Annotated in this window: 18 protein-coding genes; 17 read left to right on the top strand and 1 reads right to left on the bottom strand. The window is 61.3% G+C overall.

Features of this window, described 5'->3' with window-relative positions; translation table 11 throughout:
• Positions 1-8 precede the first annotated feature (8 nt).
• The 15 genes from rplX (at position 9) to rplQ (ending at position 9,077) form a co-directional block, all read left to right on the top strand.
• The gene (rplX, locus tag A3A9_RS0100285) at positions 9-323 is read left to right on the top strand and encodes a 50S ribosomal protein L24 (protein WP_013531428.1); all 315 of its coding nucleotides are present in this window, start codon (positions 9-11) and stop codon (positions 321-323) included.
• The gene (rplE, locus tag A3A9_RS0100280; RefSeq protein WP_027057016.1) at positions 316-894 is read left to right on the top strand and encodes a 50S ribosomal protein L5; all 579 of its coding nucleotides are present in this window, start codon (positions 316-318) and stop codon (positions 892-894) included. Before rplX ends, rplE begins: the two co-directional genes overlap by 8 nt.
• A gap of 27 nt (positions 895-921) precedes the next feature.
• Positions 922-1,227, top strand: a complete 306-nt coding sequence (gene rpsN / locus A3A9_RS0100275; RefSeq protein ID WP_013895695.1) for a 30S ribosomal protein S14 — start codon at positions 922-924, stop codon at positions 1,225-1,227.
• A gap of 12 nt (positions 1,228-1,239) precedes the next feature.
• On the top strand, positions 1,240-1,638 hold the full coding sequence (gene rpsH, locus A3A9_RS0100270) for a 30S ribosomal protein S8 (protein WP_006205453.1): 399 nt from the start codon (positions 1,240-1,242) through the stop codon (positions 1,636-1,638).
• A 90-nt stretch (positions 1,639-1,728) separates the two neighbouring features.
• Positions 1,729-2,262: a 50S ribosomal protein L6 gene (rplF, locus tag A3A9_RS0100265; protein ID WP_027057015.1), complete on the top strand. Its 534-nt coding sequence runs from the start codon at positions 1,729-1,731 to the stop codon at positions 2,260-2,262.
• 138 nt (positions 2,263-2,400) lie between these two features.
• Positions 2,401-2,760 (top strand): 50S ribosomal protein L18, encoded by a 360-nt coding sequence (rplR, locus tag A3A9_RS0100260; protein ID WP_032925343.1) that lies wholly within the window; start codon positions 2,401-2,403, stop codon positions 2,758-2,760.
• A 151-nt stretch (positions 2,761-2,911) separates the two neighbouring features.
• Positions 2,912-3,475 carry a 30S ribosomal protein S5 gene (gene rpsE, locus A3A9_RS0100255; protein WP_006333394.1) on the top strand — a complete coding sequence of 188 codons (564 nt, stop codon included), beginning with the start codon at positions 2,912-2,914 and terminating at the stop codon, positions 3,473-3,475.
• Positions 3,476-3,499: 24 nt separating this feature from the next.
• Entirely contained in the window at positions 3,500-3,697 is a 198-nt protein-coding gene (gene rpmD / locus A3A9_RS0100250) for a 50S ribosomal protein L30 (RefSeq protein WP_006205449.1), read from the top strand.
• 22 nt (positions 3,698-3,719) lie between these two features.
• Positions 3,720-4,193: a 50S ribosomal protein L15 gene (gene rplO, locus A3A9_RS0100245; protein WP_027057014.1), complete on the top strand. Its 474-nt coding sequence runs from the start codon at positions 3,720-3,722 to the stop codon at positions 4,191-4,193.
• Positions 4,194-4,387: 194 nt separating this feature from the next.
• Entirely contained in the window at positions 4,388-5,728 is a 1,341-nt protein-coding gene (gene secY / locus A3A9_RS0100240) for a preprotein translocase subunit SecY (protein ID WP_027057013.1), read from the top strand.
• Positions 5,725-6,321 carry an adenylate kinase gene (locus A3A9_RS0100235; protein ID WP_027057012.1) on the top strand — a complete coding sequence of 199 codons (597 nt, stop codon included), beginning with the start codon at positions 5,725-5,727 and terminating at the stop codon, positions 6,319-6,321. Before secY ends, A3A9_RS0100235 begins: the two co-directional genes overlap by 4 nt.
• Before the next feature lie 219 nt (positions 6,322-6,540).
• On the top strand, positions 6,541-6,909 hold the full coding sequence (gene rpsM, locus A3A9_RS0100230; protein ID WP_023757968.1) for a 30S ribosomal protein S13: 369 nt from the start codon (positions 6,541-6,543) through the stop codon (positions 6,907-6,909).
• Between the two features lie 127 nt (positions 6,910-7,036).
• Positions 7,037-7,426 carry a 30S ribosomal protein S11 gene (gene rpsK / locus A3A9_RS0100225; protein WP_006205444.1) on the top strand — a complete coding sequence of 130 codons (390 nt, stop codon included), beginning with the start codon at positions 7,037-7,039 and terminating at the stop codon, positions 7,424-7,426.
• Positions 7,427-7,530: 104 nt separating this feature from the next.
• The gene (locus A3A9_RS0100220; protein ID WP_027028847.1) at positions 7,531-8,541 is read left to right on the top strand and encodes a DNA-directed RNA polymerase subunit alpha; all 1,011 of its coding nucleotides are present in this window, start codon (positions 7,531-7,533) and stop codon (positions 8,539-8,541) included.
• Between the two features lie 104 nt (positions 8,542-8,645).
• Positions 8,646-9,077, top strand: a complete 432-nt coding sequence (rplQ, locus tag A3A9_RS0100210) for a 50S ribosomal protein L17 (protein ID WP_027057011.1) — start codon at positions 8,646-8,648, stop codon at positions 9,075-9,077.
• A gap of 46 nt (positions 9,078-9,123) precedes the next feature.
• On the opposite strand, the gene A3A9_RS0100205 is transcribed toward rplQ, so the two are convergent.
• Positions 9,124-9,750 (bottom strand): hypothetical protein, encoded by a 627-nt coding sequence (locus A3A9_RS0100205; protein WP_027057010.1) that lies wholly within the window; start codon positions 9,748-9,750, stop codon positions 9,124-9,126.
• Between the two features lie 138 nt (positions 9,751-9,888).
• Here A3A9_RS0100205 and A3A9_RS0100200 point away from each other — a divergent pair, with 138 nt between their 5' ends.
• Positions 9,889-11,382, top strand: coding sequence for a DegQ family serine endoprotease (locus tag A3A9_RS0100200; protein WP_027057009.1), 1,494 nt, complete (start codon positions 9,889-9,891; stop codon positions 11,380-11,382).
• A 58-nt stretch (positions 11,383-11,440) separates the two neighbouring features.
• On the top strand, positions 11,441-12,748 hold the full coding sequence (locus tag A3A9_RS0100195) for a replication-associated recombination protein A (protein ID WP_027057008.1): 1,308 nt from the start codon (positions 11,441-11,443) through the stop codon (positions 12,746-12,748).
• Position 12,749 lies beyond the last annotated feature (1 nt).

Below are 12,749 nucleotides of genomic sequence, written 5' to 3'. Positions count from 1 at the left end.
CCGGACCAATGCAAAAGATTAGAAAAGGCGACAAGGTCGTCGTGCTGGCCGGCAAGGACAAGGGCCGTTCGGGCGAAGTCCTCTCGGTTCAGCCGAAGGAAGACACCGCGCTGGTGCGCGGCGTCAACATGATCCGTCGTCACCAGAAGCAGTCCCAGTCCCAAGAGGGCGGGATTATCACCAAGGAAGCGCCGATCCAGCTGTCGAACATCGCGCTGGCTGATCCCAAGGATGGCAAGCCGACCCGCGTCGGTTTCATCTTCCAGAAGGACGGCAAGAAGGTGCGCGTCGCCAAGCGCTCGGGAGAAGTCATCAATGGCTAAGGCTCAAACCAAGCAGGCGACTGCCGCCAACACGCCGCGCCTCAAGCAGGTCTATAACGAGACCATTCGCAAGGCGCTGCAGGAGCAGTTCGGCTACGACAACGAAATGCAGGTTCCGCGCCTCGACAAGATCGTGCTGAACATGGGCGTTGGCGAAGCGACCGCCGATTCGAAGAAGCCTTCGGTTGCCGCCGAGGACCTGGCGATGATCGCCGGCCAGAAGGCCGTCGTCACCCGCGCCCGCAATTCGATCGCTGGCTTCAAGGTCCGCGAGAACATGCCGATCGGCGCCAAGGTCACACTGCGCAAGGAACGCATGTACGAGTTCCTCGACCGCCTGGTGAACATCGCGCTGCCACGCGTCCGCGACTTTCGCGGACTGAATCCGAAGAGCTTCGATGGCCGTGGCAACTATGCCATGGGCATCAAGGAACACATCGTGTTCCCGGAGATCAACTACGACAAGGTTGATCAGATCTGGGGCATGGACGTCATCGTTTGTACGACTGCGAAGACGGACGACGAAGCCAGGGCATTGCTCAAGGCTTTCAACTTCCCCTTCCGCCAGTAACGGCAGCGAGAAAAGGAAAAATCTGAAATGGCAAAGACCAGCTCAGTCGAGAAGAACAACAGGCGCCGCAAGCTTGCCGACCAGTACGGTCCCAAGCGCGCTGCGCTCAAGGCGATCATCATGGATCAGTCCAAGCCGATGGAAGAGCGCTTCCGCGCTCAGCTCAAGCTTGCCGCCATGCCGCGCAACTCGGCCAAGATCCGCATCCGCAACCGCTGCGAAGTCACCGGCCGTCCGCGTGCCTACTATCGTAAGCTCAAAGTATCGCGCATCGCGCTTCGTGATCTCGGCAACAACGGCCAGATCCCGGGCCTGGTCAAGTCGAGCTGGTAAGGAGCACATAACATGTCATTGAGCGATCCTCTCGGCGATATGCTGACCCGCATCCGCAACGCCTACGGCCGCAAGAAGTCGAGTGTCTCGACCCCGGCTTCGCGTCTGCGCACCCGCGTCCTCGACGTGCTGAAGGCTGAAGGCTACATCCGCGACTACAGCCAGACCGACTTCGATAACGGCAAGTCCGAAATCGAAATCGAGCTGAAGTATTTCGACGGCGCGCCGGTCGTGCGTGAAATCGCGCGCGTTTCGAAGCCGGGCCGCCGCGTTTACGTCTCGGCCAAGTCGATCCCGCACGTCGCCAACGGCCTCGGCATCGCCATCCTTTCGACGCCGAAGGGCGTGATGGCCGATCACGAAGCACGCGAACAGAACGTCGGTGGCGAGATCCTCTGCCAGATCTTCTGATCTGGCAGTTGACCCGCAAAGTGGAATCCGGTCTTCGGATCGTTTCCGAAGACAGAGACCTGAAACAAGAGAAGTGACGAGGACAACAAAATGTCTCGTATTGGAAAGAAACCCGTTTCGCTGCCGCAGGGCGTGACCGCGACCGTCAACGGCCAGACCGTGACGGCGAAGGGCCCCAAGGGCGAGCTGAAGTTCGTGGTGAACGACGAAGTCCTGGTCAAGCTGGAAGGCAGCGAGATTGCTGTGCAGCCGCGCGACCAGACCAAGACGGCTCGCTCCAAGTGGGGCATGTCGCGCACGCAGATCGTCAACATCCTGCAGGGTGTGAAGGACGGCTTCGAAAAGAAGCTCGAGATCACCGGCGTCGGCTATCGCGCCGCACTTCAGGGCAAGAACCTGCAGCTGGCTCTTGGCTTCAGCCATGACGTCGTCTACGAGACGCCGGCAGGCATCACCATCACCGTGCCGAAGCCGACCGAAATCACCATCGCCGGCATCGACAAGCAGCAGGTTGGCCAGGTGGCTGCCGAGATCCGCGAATACCGCGGCCCCGAGCCTTACAAGGGCAAGGGCGTCCGTTACGCTGGCGAGAAGATCGTCCGCAAGGAAGGCAAGAAGAAGTAATGGGCTTGGCCCCGAAAAGTTGCAGACTTTTCGGAAGGGGCCAAGCCAAGGAAACGTAACGCCGCGGGGAGCGGTCGCGGGAGGCGCTTTCGCCTACCGCATATGGCGGCCCCCGTTTTTTGAAGGCAAGGAACTATCATGGCTACCAAGGAATCCATCCAGCGTCGCGCGCAGCGCGTCCGCCGTCAGATCAAGAAGGTCGCCGGCGAGCGTCCGCGTCTCTCGGTCCACCGCACGTCGAAGAACATCTACGTTCAGGTCATCGACGACGCCAAGGGTCACACCATCGCTGCTGCTTCGACGCTCGAGAAGGACCTCAAGGGTTCGCTCAAGACTGGCGCCGACACCGCAGCAGCTGCTGCGATCGGCAAGCTGATCGCCGAGCGCGCCACCAAGGCCGGCGTCAAGGAAGTCGTCTTCGATCGCGGCGCCTACATCTATCACGGCCGCGTCAAGGCGCTGGCCGAAGCCGCCCGCGAAGGTGGCTTGAGCTTCTAAGCATGATCCCGAAAAGTTGCAGACTTTTCGGATAAGGATTATGCGAAGGAAAAAATAGCTTCGCCCCCGGTGACCGTTTCCCGATTTTTTCGGGGCGAGGCACCGGATCTTATCAGCAACCGTGCTTCCGGAAAAAAACAAGGAACAGGATATGGCACAGGAACGTAGGGATGGCGGCCGCGGCCGCGATCGTGAAGAACGCGATGACGGGATGGTGGACAAGCTTGTCCACATCAACCGCGTCGCCAAGGTCGTCAAGGGCGGCCGTCGCTTCGGTTTTGCGGCACTCGTCGTCGTCGGCGACCAGAAGGGCCGTGTCGGCTTTGGTCACGGCAAGGCGCGCGAAGTGCCTGAGGCTATCCGCAAGGCAACCGAATCGGCCAAGCGCGACATGATCTTCGTGCCGCTGCGTTCGGGCCGTACGCTGCATCATGACGTCGAAGGACGCTGGGGTGCTGGACGCGTGCTGCTGCGCGCTGCCAAGCAGGGTACCGGCATCATCGCCGGCGGCCCGATGCGCGCTGTCTTCGAGACGCTCGGCATGCATGACGTGGTTGCCAAGTCGATGGGTTCGTCGAACCCCTACAACATGGTTCGCGCCACCTTCGACGCGCTGAAGAGCCAGATGCATCCCAAGGATGTGGCTGCTGCTCGCGGCATCAAGTATTCGACCCTTCAGGCCCGCCGCGGCACCGCCGTTGCGGCTGAAGAATAGTCGATCTGACCAGGGATTTTGACCATGGCCAAGAAAGCAACCAAGACCATCACCGTTGAGCAGATCGGTTCACCGATCCGCCGTCCGAAGGAACAGCGCGCGACGCTGGTCGGCCTCGGCCTCAACAAGATGCACAAGCAGCGCACCCTGGAAGATACGCCTTCCGTGCGCGGCATGATCGCCGCCGTTCAGCATCTCGTCCGCGTTGTGGACGAGGGCTGAGCCAAAGCGCAGGAGAACCCAGATGAAACTCAACGATCTGCGTGACAAGGACGGCGCGACGCACTCCAAGAAGCGTCTCGGCCGCGGCATCGGTTCCGGCTCGGGCAAGACCGCCGGTCGCGGCGTCAAGGGCCAGAAGGCGCGCTCCGGCGTCGCCATCAACGGCTTCGAGGGTGGCCAGATGCCGCTCTACCGGCGCCTGCCGAAGCGTGGCTTCAACAACATCTTCGCCAAAAGCTTCACCGTCGTCTCGCTGGCCCGCATCCAGGTCGCCATCGATGCCAAGAAGCTCGATGCCAAGGCTACCGTGACGGCTGAATCGCTCGTTGCCGCCGGCGTCATCCGCCGCGTCAAGGATGGCGTGCGCATCCTCTCGGACGGCGAGATCAAGGCGAAGCTCGCCTTCGACGTCGCTGGTGCCTCCAAGGCCGCGATCGAGAAGATCGAAAAGGCTGGCGGTTCGGTCAAGTTGCCGGAAAAGGCAACTGCCGAGTAACGGCAATTTGAGGCGCGATCGGCAGGAATGGGATCCCGTTTTTGCTCACGATTGCGCTTTGATGTGCTCAATTAGGCGGCCGCGTCAACGCGGCCGCTTGCATGTTTAGGGCCCGGAGCTTATCTCGTGAGCTTCGGTGAAACGCACCGCCTGACCTCACGGGCCATCAAGCGTTACCAAGCGGAGAATCAGGCATGGCTTCGGCTGCTGAACAACTAGCCTCGAATCTGAATTTCTCGGCCTTCGCCAAGGCGGAGGACCTGAAGAAGCGCATCTGGTTCACCATCGGCGCGCTGCTCGTCTATCGCCTCGGCACCTATATCCCGCTTCCCGGCATCAATCCCGACGCCTTCGCCCAGGCCTTCTCCTCGCAGAGCAAGGGCGTGCTCGGCATGTTCAACATGTTCGCCGGCGGTGCCGTGCAGCGCATGGCGATCTTTGCGCTCGGCATCATGCCTTACATCTCCGCCTCCATCATCATGCAGCTGATGACATCGGTCATTCCCTCGCTGGAAGCGCTGAAGAAGGAAGGCGAGCAGGGCCGCAAGGTCATCAACCAGTACACGCGCTATGGCACCGTGCTGCTGGCGCTCGTGCAGGCCTACGGCATTTCAGTGGGGCTTGAGAACGGCGCCGGCATCGTCAGCGATCCCGGCATGTTTTTCCGCATCTCCACCGTCGTCACGCTGGTTGGCGGCACCATGTTCCTGATGTGGCTCGGCGAGCAGATCACCGCGCGTGGCATCGGCAACGGCATTTCGCTGATCATCTTCTCCGGCATCGTCGCCGGCCTGCCGCATGCCATCTCCGGTACGCTGGAACTCGGCCGCACCGGCGCCTTGTCCACTGGCCTGATCCTGGCGATCATCGTTCTGGCCATTGTCGTCATCGCGCTCATCGTGTTCTTCGAGCGCGCCCAGCGCCGCCTGCTGATCCAGTATCCGAAGCGGCAAGTCGGCAACCGCATGTTCCAGGGCGACACCTCGCACCTGCCGCTCAAGCTCAACACGTCAGGCGTCATTCCGCCGATCTTCGCTTCGTCGCTGCTGCTGCTGCCTGCCACCGTTGCGGGCTTCTCGCAGACGACCAACATGCCTGCCTGGGCTAGCACCATTCTGGCCTCGCTTGGCCACGGCCAGCCGCTCTACATGCTGTTTTATGCGGCGATGATCGTGTTCTTCGCCTTCTTCTACACAGCGATTGTCTTCAACCCGAAGGACACCGCCGACCAGCTCAAGAAGCATTCGGGCTTCATCCCGGGCTATCGTCCGGGCGAGCGCACCGCCGATTACATCGATTACGTTCTCACCCGCATCACCGTCGTCGGCGCCATCTATCTGGTGCTGGTCTGCCTGCTGCCGGAGTTCCTGATCTCGGCGACTGGCGTACCATTCTACCTTGGTGGCACATCGCTTCTGATCGTGGTCAGTGTCACGCTCGATACGGTTGCGCAGATTCAGGGCCACCTGATTGCGCACCAGTATGAAGGCCTGATCAAGAAGTCGAAGCTGCGCGGGGGGAAGAAAGCCAGATGAGGTTGATTTTGCTTGGGCCGCCAGGGGCGGGCAAGGGGACACAAGCACAAAGACTGGTAGACAAATACGGCATACCCCAGCTTTCGACGGGCGACATGCTGCGTGCCGCCGTTCAGGCCGATACCGAAGTCGGCAAGCGCGCCAAGGCGGTGATGGATGCCGGTGAGCTGGTATCTGACGCCATCGTCAACGCCATTGTTGCCGAGCGGATCGACCAGGCCGACTGCGCCAAGGGATTTATCCTTGACGGTTATCCGCGTACGCTGGTCCAGGCTGATGCGGTTGAATCGATGCTTTCGGATCGTGGCATCAGCCTCGATACGGTCATCGAGCTGGTCGTCGACGACAGGGCCCTGGTCGGCCGGATCGTCAAGCGCGCCGAGGATGCCAAAGCCGCTGGCCAGCCAGTTCGCAAGGATGACAACCCCGCGGTGTTCGAAGAGCGCCTGCGCGAGTACTACAAGAAGACCGCGCCGCTGACCGGCTACTACTACGCCAAGGGCAGGCTCAAGACTGTCGACGGCATGGCCAGCATCGACGCGGTGACCGCCGAGATCGAAGCCGTTCTCGCTGCGGCCGCCAAGGCGCGTTAGGGGAAAATAAAGATTGCACTTGACGAAGGCGGTTCGCTGCGGTATGGCGGCCCGTCTTCCTATCAGATGCGCACTTTGCTTGTCCGCAAGGGCAAGGCGGTCGCTTTGAACTGGAAACTCCCGCAAGGGCCGGCCTCCACCGGACGCGGGGCAACTTTGACAGCGCCGGGCCTACCTCGTTTTTGAGGGTTGGTCCGCCCAAATGGAGAAGAGAAGAACATGGCTCGCATAGCCGGCGTCAACATTCCGACCAACAAGCGCGTCGTCATTGCGCTTCAGTACATTCACGGCATTGGCAAGAAGTTCGCCCAGGAGATCGTCGACAAGGTCGGCATCCCGGCCGAGCGTCGCGTCAACCAGCTGACCGACGCGGAAGTGCTGCAGATCCGCGAGGCTATCGACCGCGACTATCAGGTTGAGGGCGACCTGCGCCGCGAAGTGTCGATGAACATCAAGCGTCTCATGGACCTCGGCTGCTACCGCGGCCTGCGTCACCGCCGCTCGCTGCCGGTTCGCGGCCAGCGCACGCATACCAATGCGCGTACCCGCAAGGGCCCGGCCAAGTCGATCGCCGGCAAGAAGAAGTAAGTGAGCGAATAGCGAGTAGCCATTGGCGAGTAGGGGTCTCCTATTCGCTATTCCCTACTCACTACTCGCTTTCAAAGGTGGAGCCGCTGGCATTACGGCGGTGTAGAGATCAACTGAAAGGACTATCATGGCCAAGGAAGCCGCTCGTGTTCGCCGTCGCGAACGCAAGAATATCTCGTCGGGCGTTGCCCACGTCAATTCGACCTTCAACAACACGATGATCACCATCACCGACGCGCAGGGCAATTCGATTGCCTGGTCGTCGGCCGGTGCCCAGGGCTTCAAGGGTTCGCGCAAGTCGACCCCGTTCGCTGCCCAGATGGCTGCCGAGGACGTTGCCAAGAAGGCCCAGGAACACGGCATGCGCATGCTCGAAGTCGAGGTCTGCGGACCTGGCTCGGGTCGTGAGTCTGCTCTGCGCGCCCTGCAGGCGGCCGGCTTCACCATCACCTCGATCCGTGATGTGACGCCGATCCCGCACAATGGCTGCCGCCCGCGCAAGAAGCGCCGCGTCTAAGCAATTTATCGAACGCCGCGTGAGCGCCCTAGGGGCGCTCCTCCACGGCATTCCAGGTCGCCCGCCACGATTGGATGGTGGCGGGTCAACGGAAGGAAAGCATCATGATCCAGAAAAATTGGCAAGAACTGATCAAGCCGAACAAGATCGAGTTCTCGTCGAAGAAGAAGACGCTGACCACGCTGGTCGCCGAGCCGCTTGAGCGTGGCTTTGGCCTTACGCTGGGCAACGCGCTGCGCCGCGTGCTTCTGTCTTCTCTGCGCGGTGCGGCTGTTACCGCCGTGCAGATCGACGGTGTTCTGCATGAATTCTCGTCCATCGCCGGTGTGCGCGAGGACGTGACCGACATCGTCCTCAACATCAAGGAAATCGCCATCCGCATGGAAGGCGATGGCCCCAAGCGCATGGTCGTTCGCAAGCAGGGACCGGGTGCGGTTCTGGCTGGCGACATCCAGACGGTTGGCGATGTCGAAATCCTCAATCCCGACCACGTCATCTGCACGCTGGACGAAGGCGCTGAAATCCGCATGGAATTCACCGTCGACACCGGCAAGGGCTACGTGCCGGCAGAACGCAACCGGGCCGAAGACGCGCCGATCGGTCTAATCCCGGTCGACAGCCTGTATTCGCCGGTCAAGAAGGTCTCCTACAAGGTCGAAAACACCCGCGAGGGCCAGGTTCTCGACTACGACAAGCTGACCATGACCATCGAGACCGATGGCTCGATCACCGGCGAGGACGCGGTTGCATTCGCCGCCCGCATCCTGCAGGACCAGCTCGGACTGTTCGTCAACTTCGACGAGCCGCAGAAGGAAGTCGCTGCCGAAGCCGTCACCGAGCTCGCCTTCAACCCGGCGCTGCTCAAGAAGGTCGACGAGCTCGAGCTTTCGGTGCGTTCGGCCAACTGCCTGAAGAACGACAACATCGTCTACATCGGCGATCTCATCCAGAAGACCGAAGCCGAGATGCTGCGTACCCCGAACTTCGGCCGCAAGTCGTTGAACGAGATCAAGGAAGTGCTGGCGGCGATGGGCCTCCACCTCGGCATGGAAGTGCCGGACTGGCCGCCGGAAAACATCGAAGACCTCGCTAAGCGTTACGAAGACCAATATTGAGCATGAATTCCAAGGATCGGCGGCGTAAGCCGCTCGATCCGACGGTCATGCGGAAAACCATCAGAGGCCGCGGCCTCTTGAACAACTGAAGAAGGAAAAGAGCCATGCGCCACGGTTTCAAAGGCCGCCGCTTCGCCAGAAGCATTAGCCATCGCAAGTCGATGTTCGCCAACCTCGCCGTGTCGCTGCTCGAGCACGAGCAGATCGTCACCACCTTGCCGAAGGCGAAGGACCTGCGTCCGATCGTTGAGAAGCTGGTGACGCTCGGCAAGCGCGGCGACCTGCACGCCCGCCGCCAGGTCATTGCCCAGATCGGCAATGAAGGCGTCGTCAAGCGTCTGTTCGACACCATCGCGCCGCGCTACGCCAACCGCAATGGCGGCTACCTGCGCATCATGAAGGCGGGCTTCCGTCACGGCGACAATGCCGCGATGGCCGTCATCGAGTTCGTCGATCGTGACACCTCGGCCAAGGGCGCCGGCGACCGAGCCCGCATCGAAGCCGAAGGCACCGACGCGGACGCTGCGGCCGCATAAGGCTCGGTCTTTCCGGAGTGAATTGAAGGGGCCTGCGGGCCCCTTTTTACTTGTCTGTGTTTTTTTGCCTATTGGGCAGATTCAGGTAGTCGGTTCCGCTTAGCGGCGTCCAGTTGAACGCTCCAGGTACCTCTTCAGCCTTCGGGTAGGGATATGAATAGATACTGTCGAGGACGGCGTGAGAATCAATCTCCGCGACCAATTGCGAAATGGCGGAACTGTTCAAATATCTTTCGGCGTCCTGGTCGCCGATGAAGTCGGTGTCAACGCGGAAGTGGATCTGGATCGATCCGGCGCAGATGTTCAGCAAGATGTCATCGCCGCTAGCTGCGTAGAAAATTTTGACCTGATCTGGAGCCCATAGGCTGGCATCCAGGAATTGCGATGGCTTCGTCTTTCCGCTGAACCCATCCAGCGAAAGTGCAAGGCGATCGGTGATCACCTCCAACTCGCCTTTGAGGTAACCGGCTTCCTCGATTTGAAACCAGTTCATCTGGCTAGGCGGCTCGACATCAAAGGAAATTTCGAGCTTTCCGAACGTCCAATAGTCTGGATCGGCATGCTCAGGCATGCCGAGCACTTCGACAATCTCGGCCATTGTCATGTCGGGGGAGATCGGCCCCAAGCTGCCGGTCTTCAAAAAGTCACGGAATGACACCAGTTGTTTTTTCATGAGGGCCGACGAGGTTTCGGTTTCAAGTTCAGCTGTAGCTCTTTTGCTGCTAAAAATAATCGGATTTCAGCGGCTTAGCCTTTCATTTTGCACAATCGTCGGGACAATGCGCCCGAACTTGCCTTGGAGGATTCGCGAATGCGCGCCAAAAGACTGTCCCTTGTTCTGCTCTGCGCCTTCATGGCGTTCGCAGCCGCGCCGGCAGTGAGGCAAGCGCTTGCCGAGGACGCGGCAAAGCCTGCCGATCCGGGCTTGTCGGACGTGCTAACCGATCTGTTGCATGGCGTTGAGGGCGAGAATGGCACCTCGGGGCCCGACAAGCGCGTGCCGTTCGGCCGCGAGGAGGTGCAGCTCTCGTTTGCCCCTCTGGTCAAGCAAACCGCGCCCGCCGTGGTCAACGTCTATGCATCGCAGACAGCCAAAGTCACATCGCCTTTTGAAGGCGATCCGTTCTTCGAGGAGTTCTTCGGCCGTGCGCAGCCCCGGGCGCAGTCGTCGCTGGGCTCGGGCGTGCTCGTCGACCCAAGCGGCGTCGTCGTCACCAACTTCCACGTCATCAAGGATGCCGATGAGGTCAAGGTCGCGACCGCCGACGGCCGCGAATTCACCAGCAAGGTGATGCTCAAGGACGAAACGCTCGATCTTGCCGTGCTCAAGATCGAGTCCGACAAGCCGTTCCCGGTTATCGCCATCGGTGATTCCGACGCGCTCGAGGTCGGCGATCTGGTGCTGGCCATCGGCAATCCCTTCGGCGTCGGCCAGACTACCACCAGCGGCATTGTTTCAGCACTCGCCCGCAGCCATATCGGCGTCTCGGATTCGGGCTACTTCATCCAGACCGACGCCGCCATCAATCCCGGTAATTCCGGCGGCGCTCTGATCAACATGGGCGGGCAGCTGGTTGGCATCAATACCGCCATCTACAGCCGCAGCGGCGGCTCGATCGGCATCGGCTTTGCCATCCCCGCCAACATGGTGCGCGCTTTCGCCGATGCCGCCAAGGCCGGCCTCGATTTCTTCGAGCGGCCCTATATCGGCGCCGAGTTCGAAGCGGTGACACCGCAGATCGCCGAATCGCTTGCCATGGAAAAGCCGACCGGGGCTCTTGTCTCTTCTGTCGAAGCCACGGGACCCGCCGGCAAGGCCGGGTTGAAGCCGGGTGACGTCGTACTGCAGATCAACGGCAAGCCGGTCGAGAGCATCGAGGCGCTGGACTATCGCATGGCGACGTTGTCGATCGGCACTAAGGCGAATTTCGCGATCCTGACCAAGGGCCAGCAGGCGGCGATGGACATCGCCCTGGAGCGCGCGCCGGAGGGGGCGAAAGCCGCGGAAGTGACGCTGCATGGCCGCAGCCCGTTCTCGGGCGCCAAGGTCGCGGAATTGTCGCCGCGACTTGCCCAGAAGCTCGGCCTTCGCACCGATCTCAAGGGGGTGACGGTGATCGACATCAATCGCGATTCGCCGGCCGCCGATTTCGGCTTCCTGCCGGGCGATATCGTGCGCGAGGTCAACGGCACCACCATCGACACCGCCGCAACGCTGGCGCAAGTAGCCCAGCAGGATACGCGCTGGTGGCGCTTTACCGTCGAGCGCGGCGGGCAGATACTGCGCCAGGTATTGCGTTACTGAGCTCGATCCGGAAGGGCCGGGCTCCAACCTGAAGATATGCCCCAACCTGAAGACATAAATGGCCGATCTGTTCAGCGTTGACGAACCGGAGAAGGTGCCGCCCGGGCGGCCGCTGGCCGACAGGCTGCGACCGAAAAACCTCGACGAAGTTGTCGGCCAGGAGCATCTGACAGGCCCCGATGGCGCACTGACGCGGCTGATCGGTTCGGGCTCGCTCGGCTCGATGATTTTCTGGGGTCCGCCCGGCACCGGCAAGACCACGGTGGCAAGGCTGCTTGCCGGCGAGACCAGCCTGGCCTTCGAGCAGATATCGGCGGTCTTTTCCGGTGTTGCCGACCTGAAGAAAGTCTTCGAGGGGGCAAAGTTGCGTCGTGCCAACGGCCGCCAGACCCTGCTTTTCGTTGACGAGATCCATCGCTTCAACCGCGCCCAGCAGGATTCCTTTCTCCCTGTCATGGAGGATGGGACGGTCGTCCTGGTTGGCGCCACAACCGAAAACCCGTCCTTCGAACTCAACGCTGCTCTGTTGTCTCGTGCGCGCGTCATGGTCTTTCATTCGCTGGGCGAGGAGAGCATCGCCAAGCTGATGACAAGGGCGGAGGAGACGGAGGGCAGGGCGCTGCCGCTCGACGACGAGGCGCGCACGATGCTGATTCGCATGAGCGACGGCGACGGCCGCGCATCGCTGACGCTCGCCGAGGAAGTCTGGCGTGCCGCCAAGCCTGGCGAGATCTTCGATCCCGAGGGGCTGCAGCGCATCGTCCAGCGCCGCGCGCCGATCTACGACAAGGGCCAGGACGGGCACTACAATCTGATCTCGGCGCTGCACAAGTCGGTGCGCGGCTCCGATCCTGATGCCGCGCTCTACTATCTCGCCCGCATGTTCGACGCTGGCGAGGATCCGCTCTATCTCGGCCGCCGGCTGGTGCGCATGGCGATGGAGGATATCGGCCTTGCCGATCCGCAGGCGCTGGTCATCGCCAATGCCGCCAAGGACGCCTACGATTATCTCGGCTCGCCGGAGGGCGAACTCGCCTTTGCCGAGGCCACCGTCTATCTCGCCACTGCGCCCAAATCCAATGCCGTCTACAACGCCTTCAAGGCGGCCACGCGGGCCGCGAAGGAGCATGGCTCGCTGCTGCCGCCGAAGCATATCCTCAACGCGCCGACCAAGCTGATGAAGGAAGAGGATTATGGCGCTGGCTATCGCTATGATCACGATGAGCCGGACGCCTTTTCGGGCCAGGACTATTTTCCGGAGAAAATGGGCCGCCAGACCTTCTATGACCCGCCAGAGCGCGGTTTCGAGCGCGACATCCGAAAACGGCTCGATTATTGGGCGAAGTTGCGCAAAGAGCGGGAATAAC

This window comes from Mesorhizobium loti CJ3sym (assembly GCF_000472785.1).
GTDB classification, from domain to species: domain Bacteria; phylum Pseudomonadota; class Alphaproteobacteria; order Rhizobiales; family Rhizobiaceae; genus Mesorhizobium; species Mesorhizobium loti_E.
This window is presented reverse-complemented; position numbering and strand designations above follow the sequence as displayed.

Coding starts and splice junctions, on each gene's coding strand:
- rplX (WP_013531428.1), top strand. CDS start 9: ATGCAAAAGATTAGAAAAGGCGACAAGGTCGTCGTGCTGGCCGGCAAG.
- rplE (WP_027057016.1), top strand. CDS start 316: ATGGCTAAGGCTCAAACCAAGCAGGCGACTGCCGCCAACACGCCGCGC.
- rpsN (WP_013895695.1), top strand. CDS start 922: ATGGCAAAGACCAGCTCAGTCGAGAAGAACAACAGGCGCCGCAAGCTT.
- rpsH (WP_006205453.1), top strand. CDS start 1,240: ATGTCATTGAGCGATCCTCTCGGCGATATGCTGACCCGCATCCGCAAC.
- rplF (WP_027057015.1), top strand. CDS start 1,729: ATGTCTCGTATTGGAAAGAAACCCGTTTCGCTGCCGCAGGGCGTGACC.
- rplR (WP_032925343.1), top strand. CDS start 2,401: ATGGCTACCAAGGAATCCATCCAGCGTCGCGCGCAGCGCGTCCGCCGT.
- rpsE (WP_006333394.1), top strand. CDS start 2,912: ATGGCACAGGAACGTAGGGATGGCGGCCGCGGCCGCGATCGTGAAGAA.
- rpmD (WP_006205449.1), top strand. CDS start 3,500: ATGGCCAAGAAAGCAACCAAGACCATCACCGTTGAGCAGATCGGTTCA.
- rplO (WP_027057014.1), top strand. CDS start 3,720: ATGAAACTCAACGATCTGCGTGACAAGGACGGCGCGACGCACTCCAAG.
- secY (WP_027057013.1), top strand. CDS start 4,388: ATGGCTTCGGCTGCTGAACAACTAGCCTCGAATCTGAATTTCTCGGCC.
- A3A9_RS0100235 (WP_027057012.1), top strand. CDS start 5,725: ATGAGGTTGATTTTGCTTGGGCCGCCAGGGGCGGGCAAGGGGACACAA.
- rpsM (WP_023757968.1), top strand. CDS start 6,541: ATGGCTCGCATAGCCGGCGTCAACATTCCGACCAACAAGCGCGTCGTC.
- rpsK (WP_006205444.1), top strand. CDS start 7,037: ATGGCCAAGGAAGCCGCTCGTGTTCGCCGTCGCGAACGCAAGAATATC.
- A3A9_RS0100220 (WP_027028847.1), top strand. CDS start 7,531: ATGATCCAGAAAAATTGGCAAGAACTGATCAAGCCGAACAAGATCGAG.
- rplQ (WP_027057011.1), top strand. CDS start 8,646: ATGCGCCACGGTTTCAAAGGCCGCCGCTTCGCCAGAAGCATTAGCCAT.
- A3A9_RS0100205 (WP_027057010.1), bottom strand. CDS start 9,750: ATGAAAAAACAACTGGTGTCATTCCGTGACTTTTTGAAGACCGGCAGC.
- A3A9_RS0100200 (WP_027057009.1), top strand. CDS start 9,889: ATGCGCGCCAAAAGACTGTCCCTTGTTCTGCTCTGCGCCTTCATGGCG.
- A3A9_RS0100195 (WP_027057008.1), top strand. CDS start 11,441: ATGGCCGATCTGTTCAGCGTTGACGAACCGGAGAAGGTGCCGCCCGGG.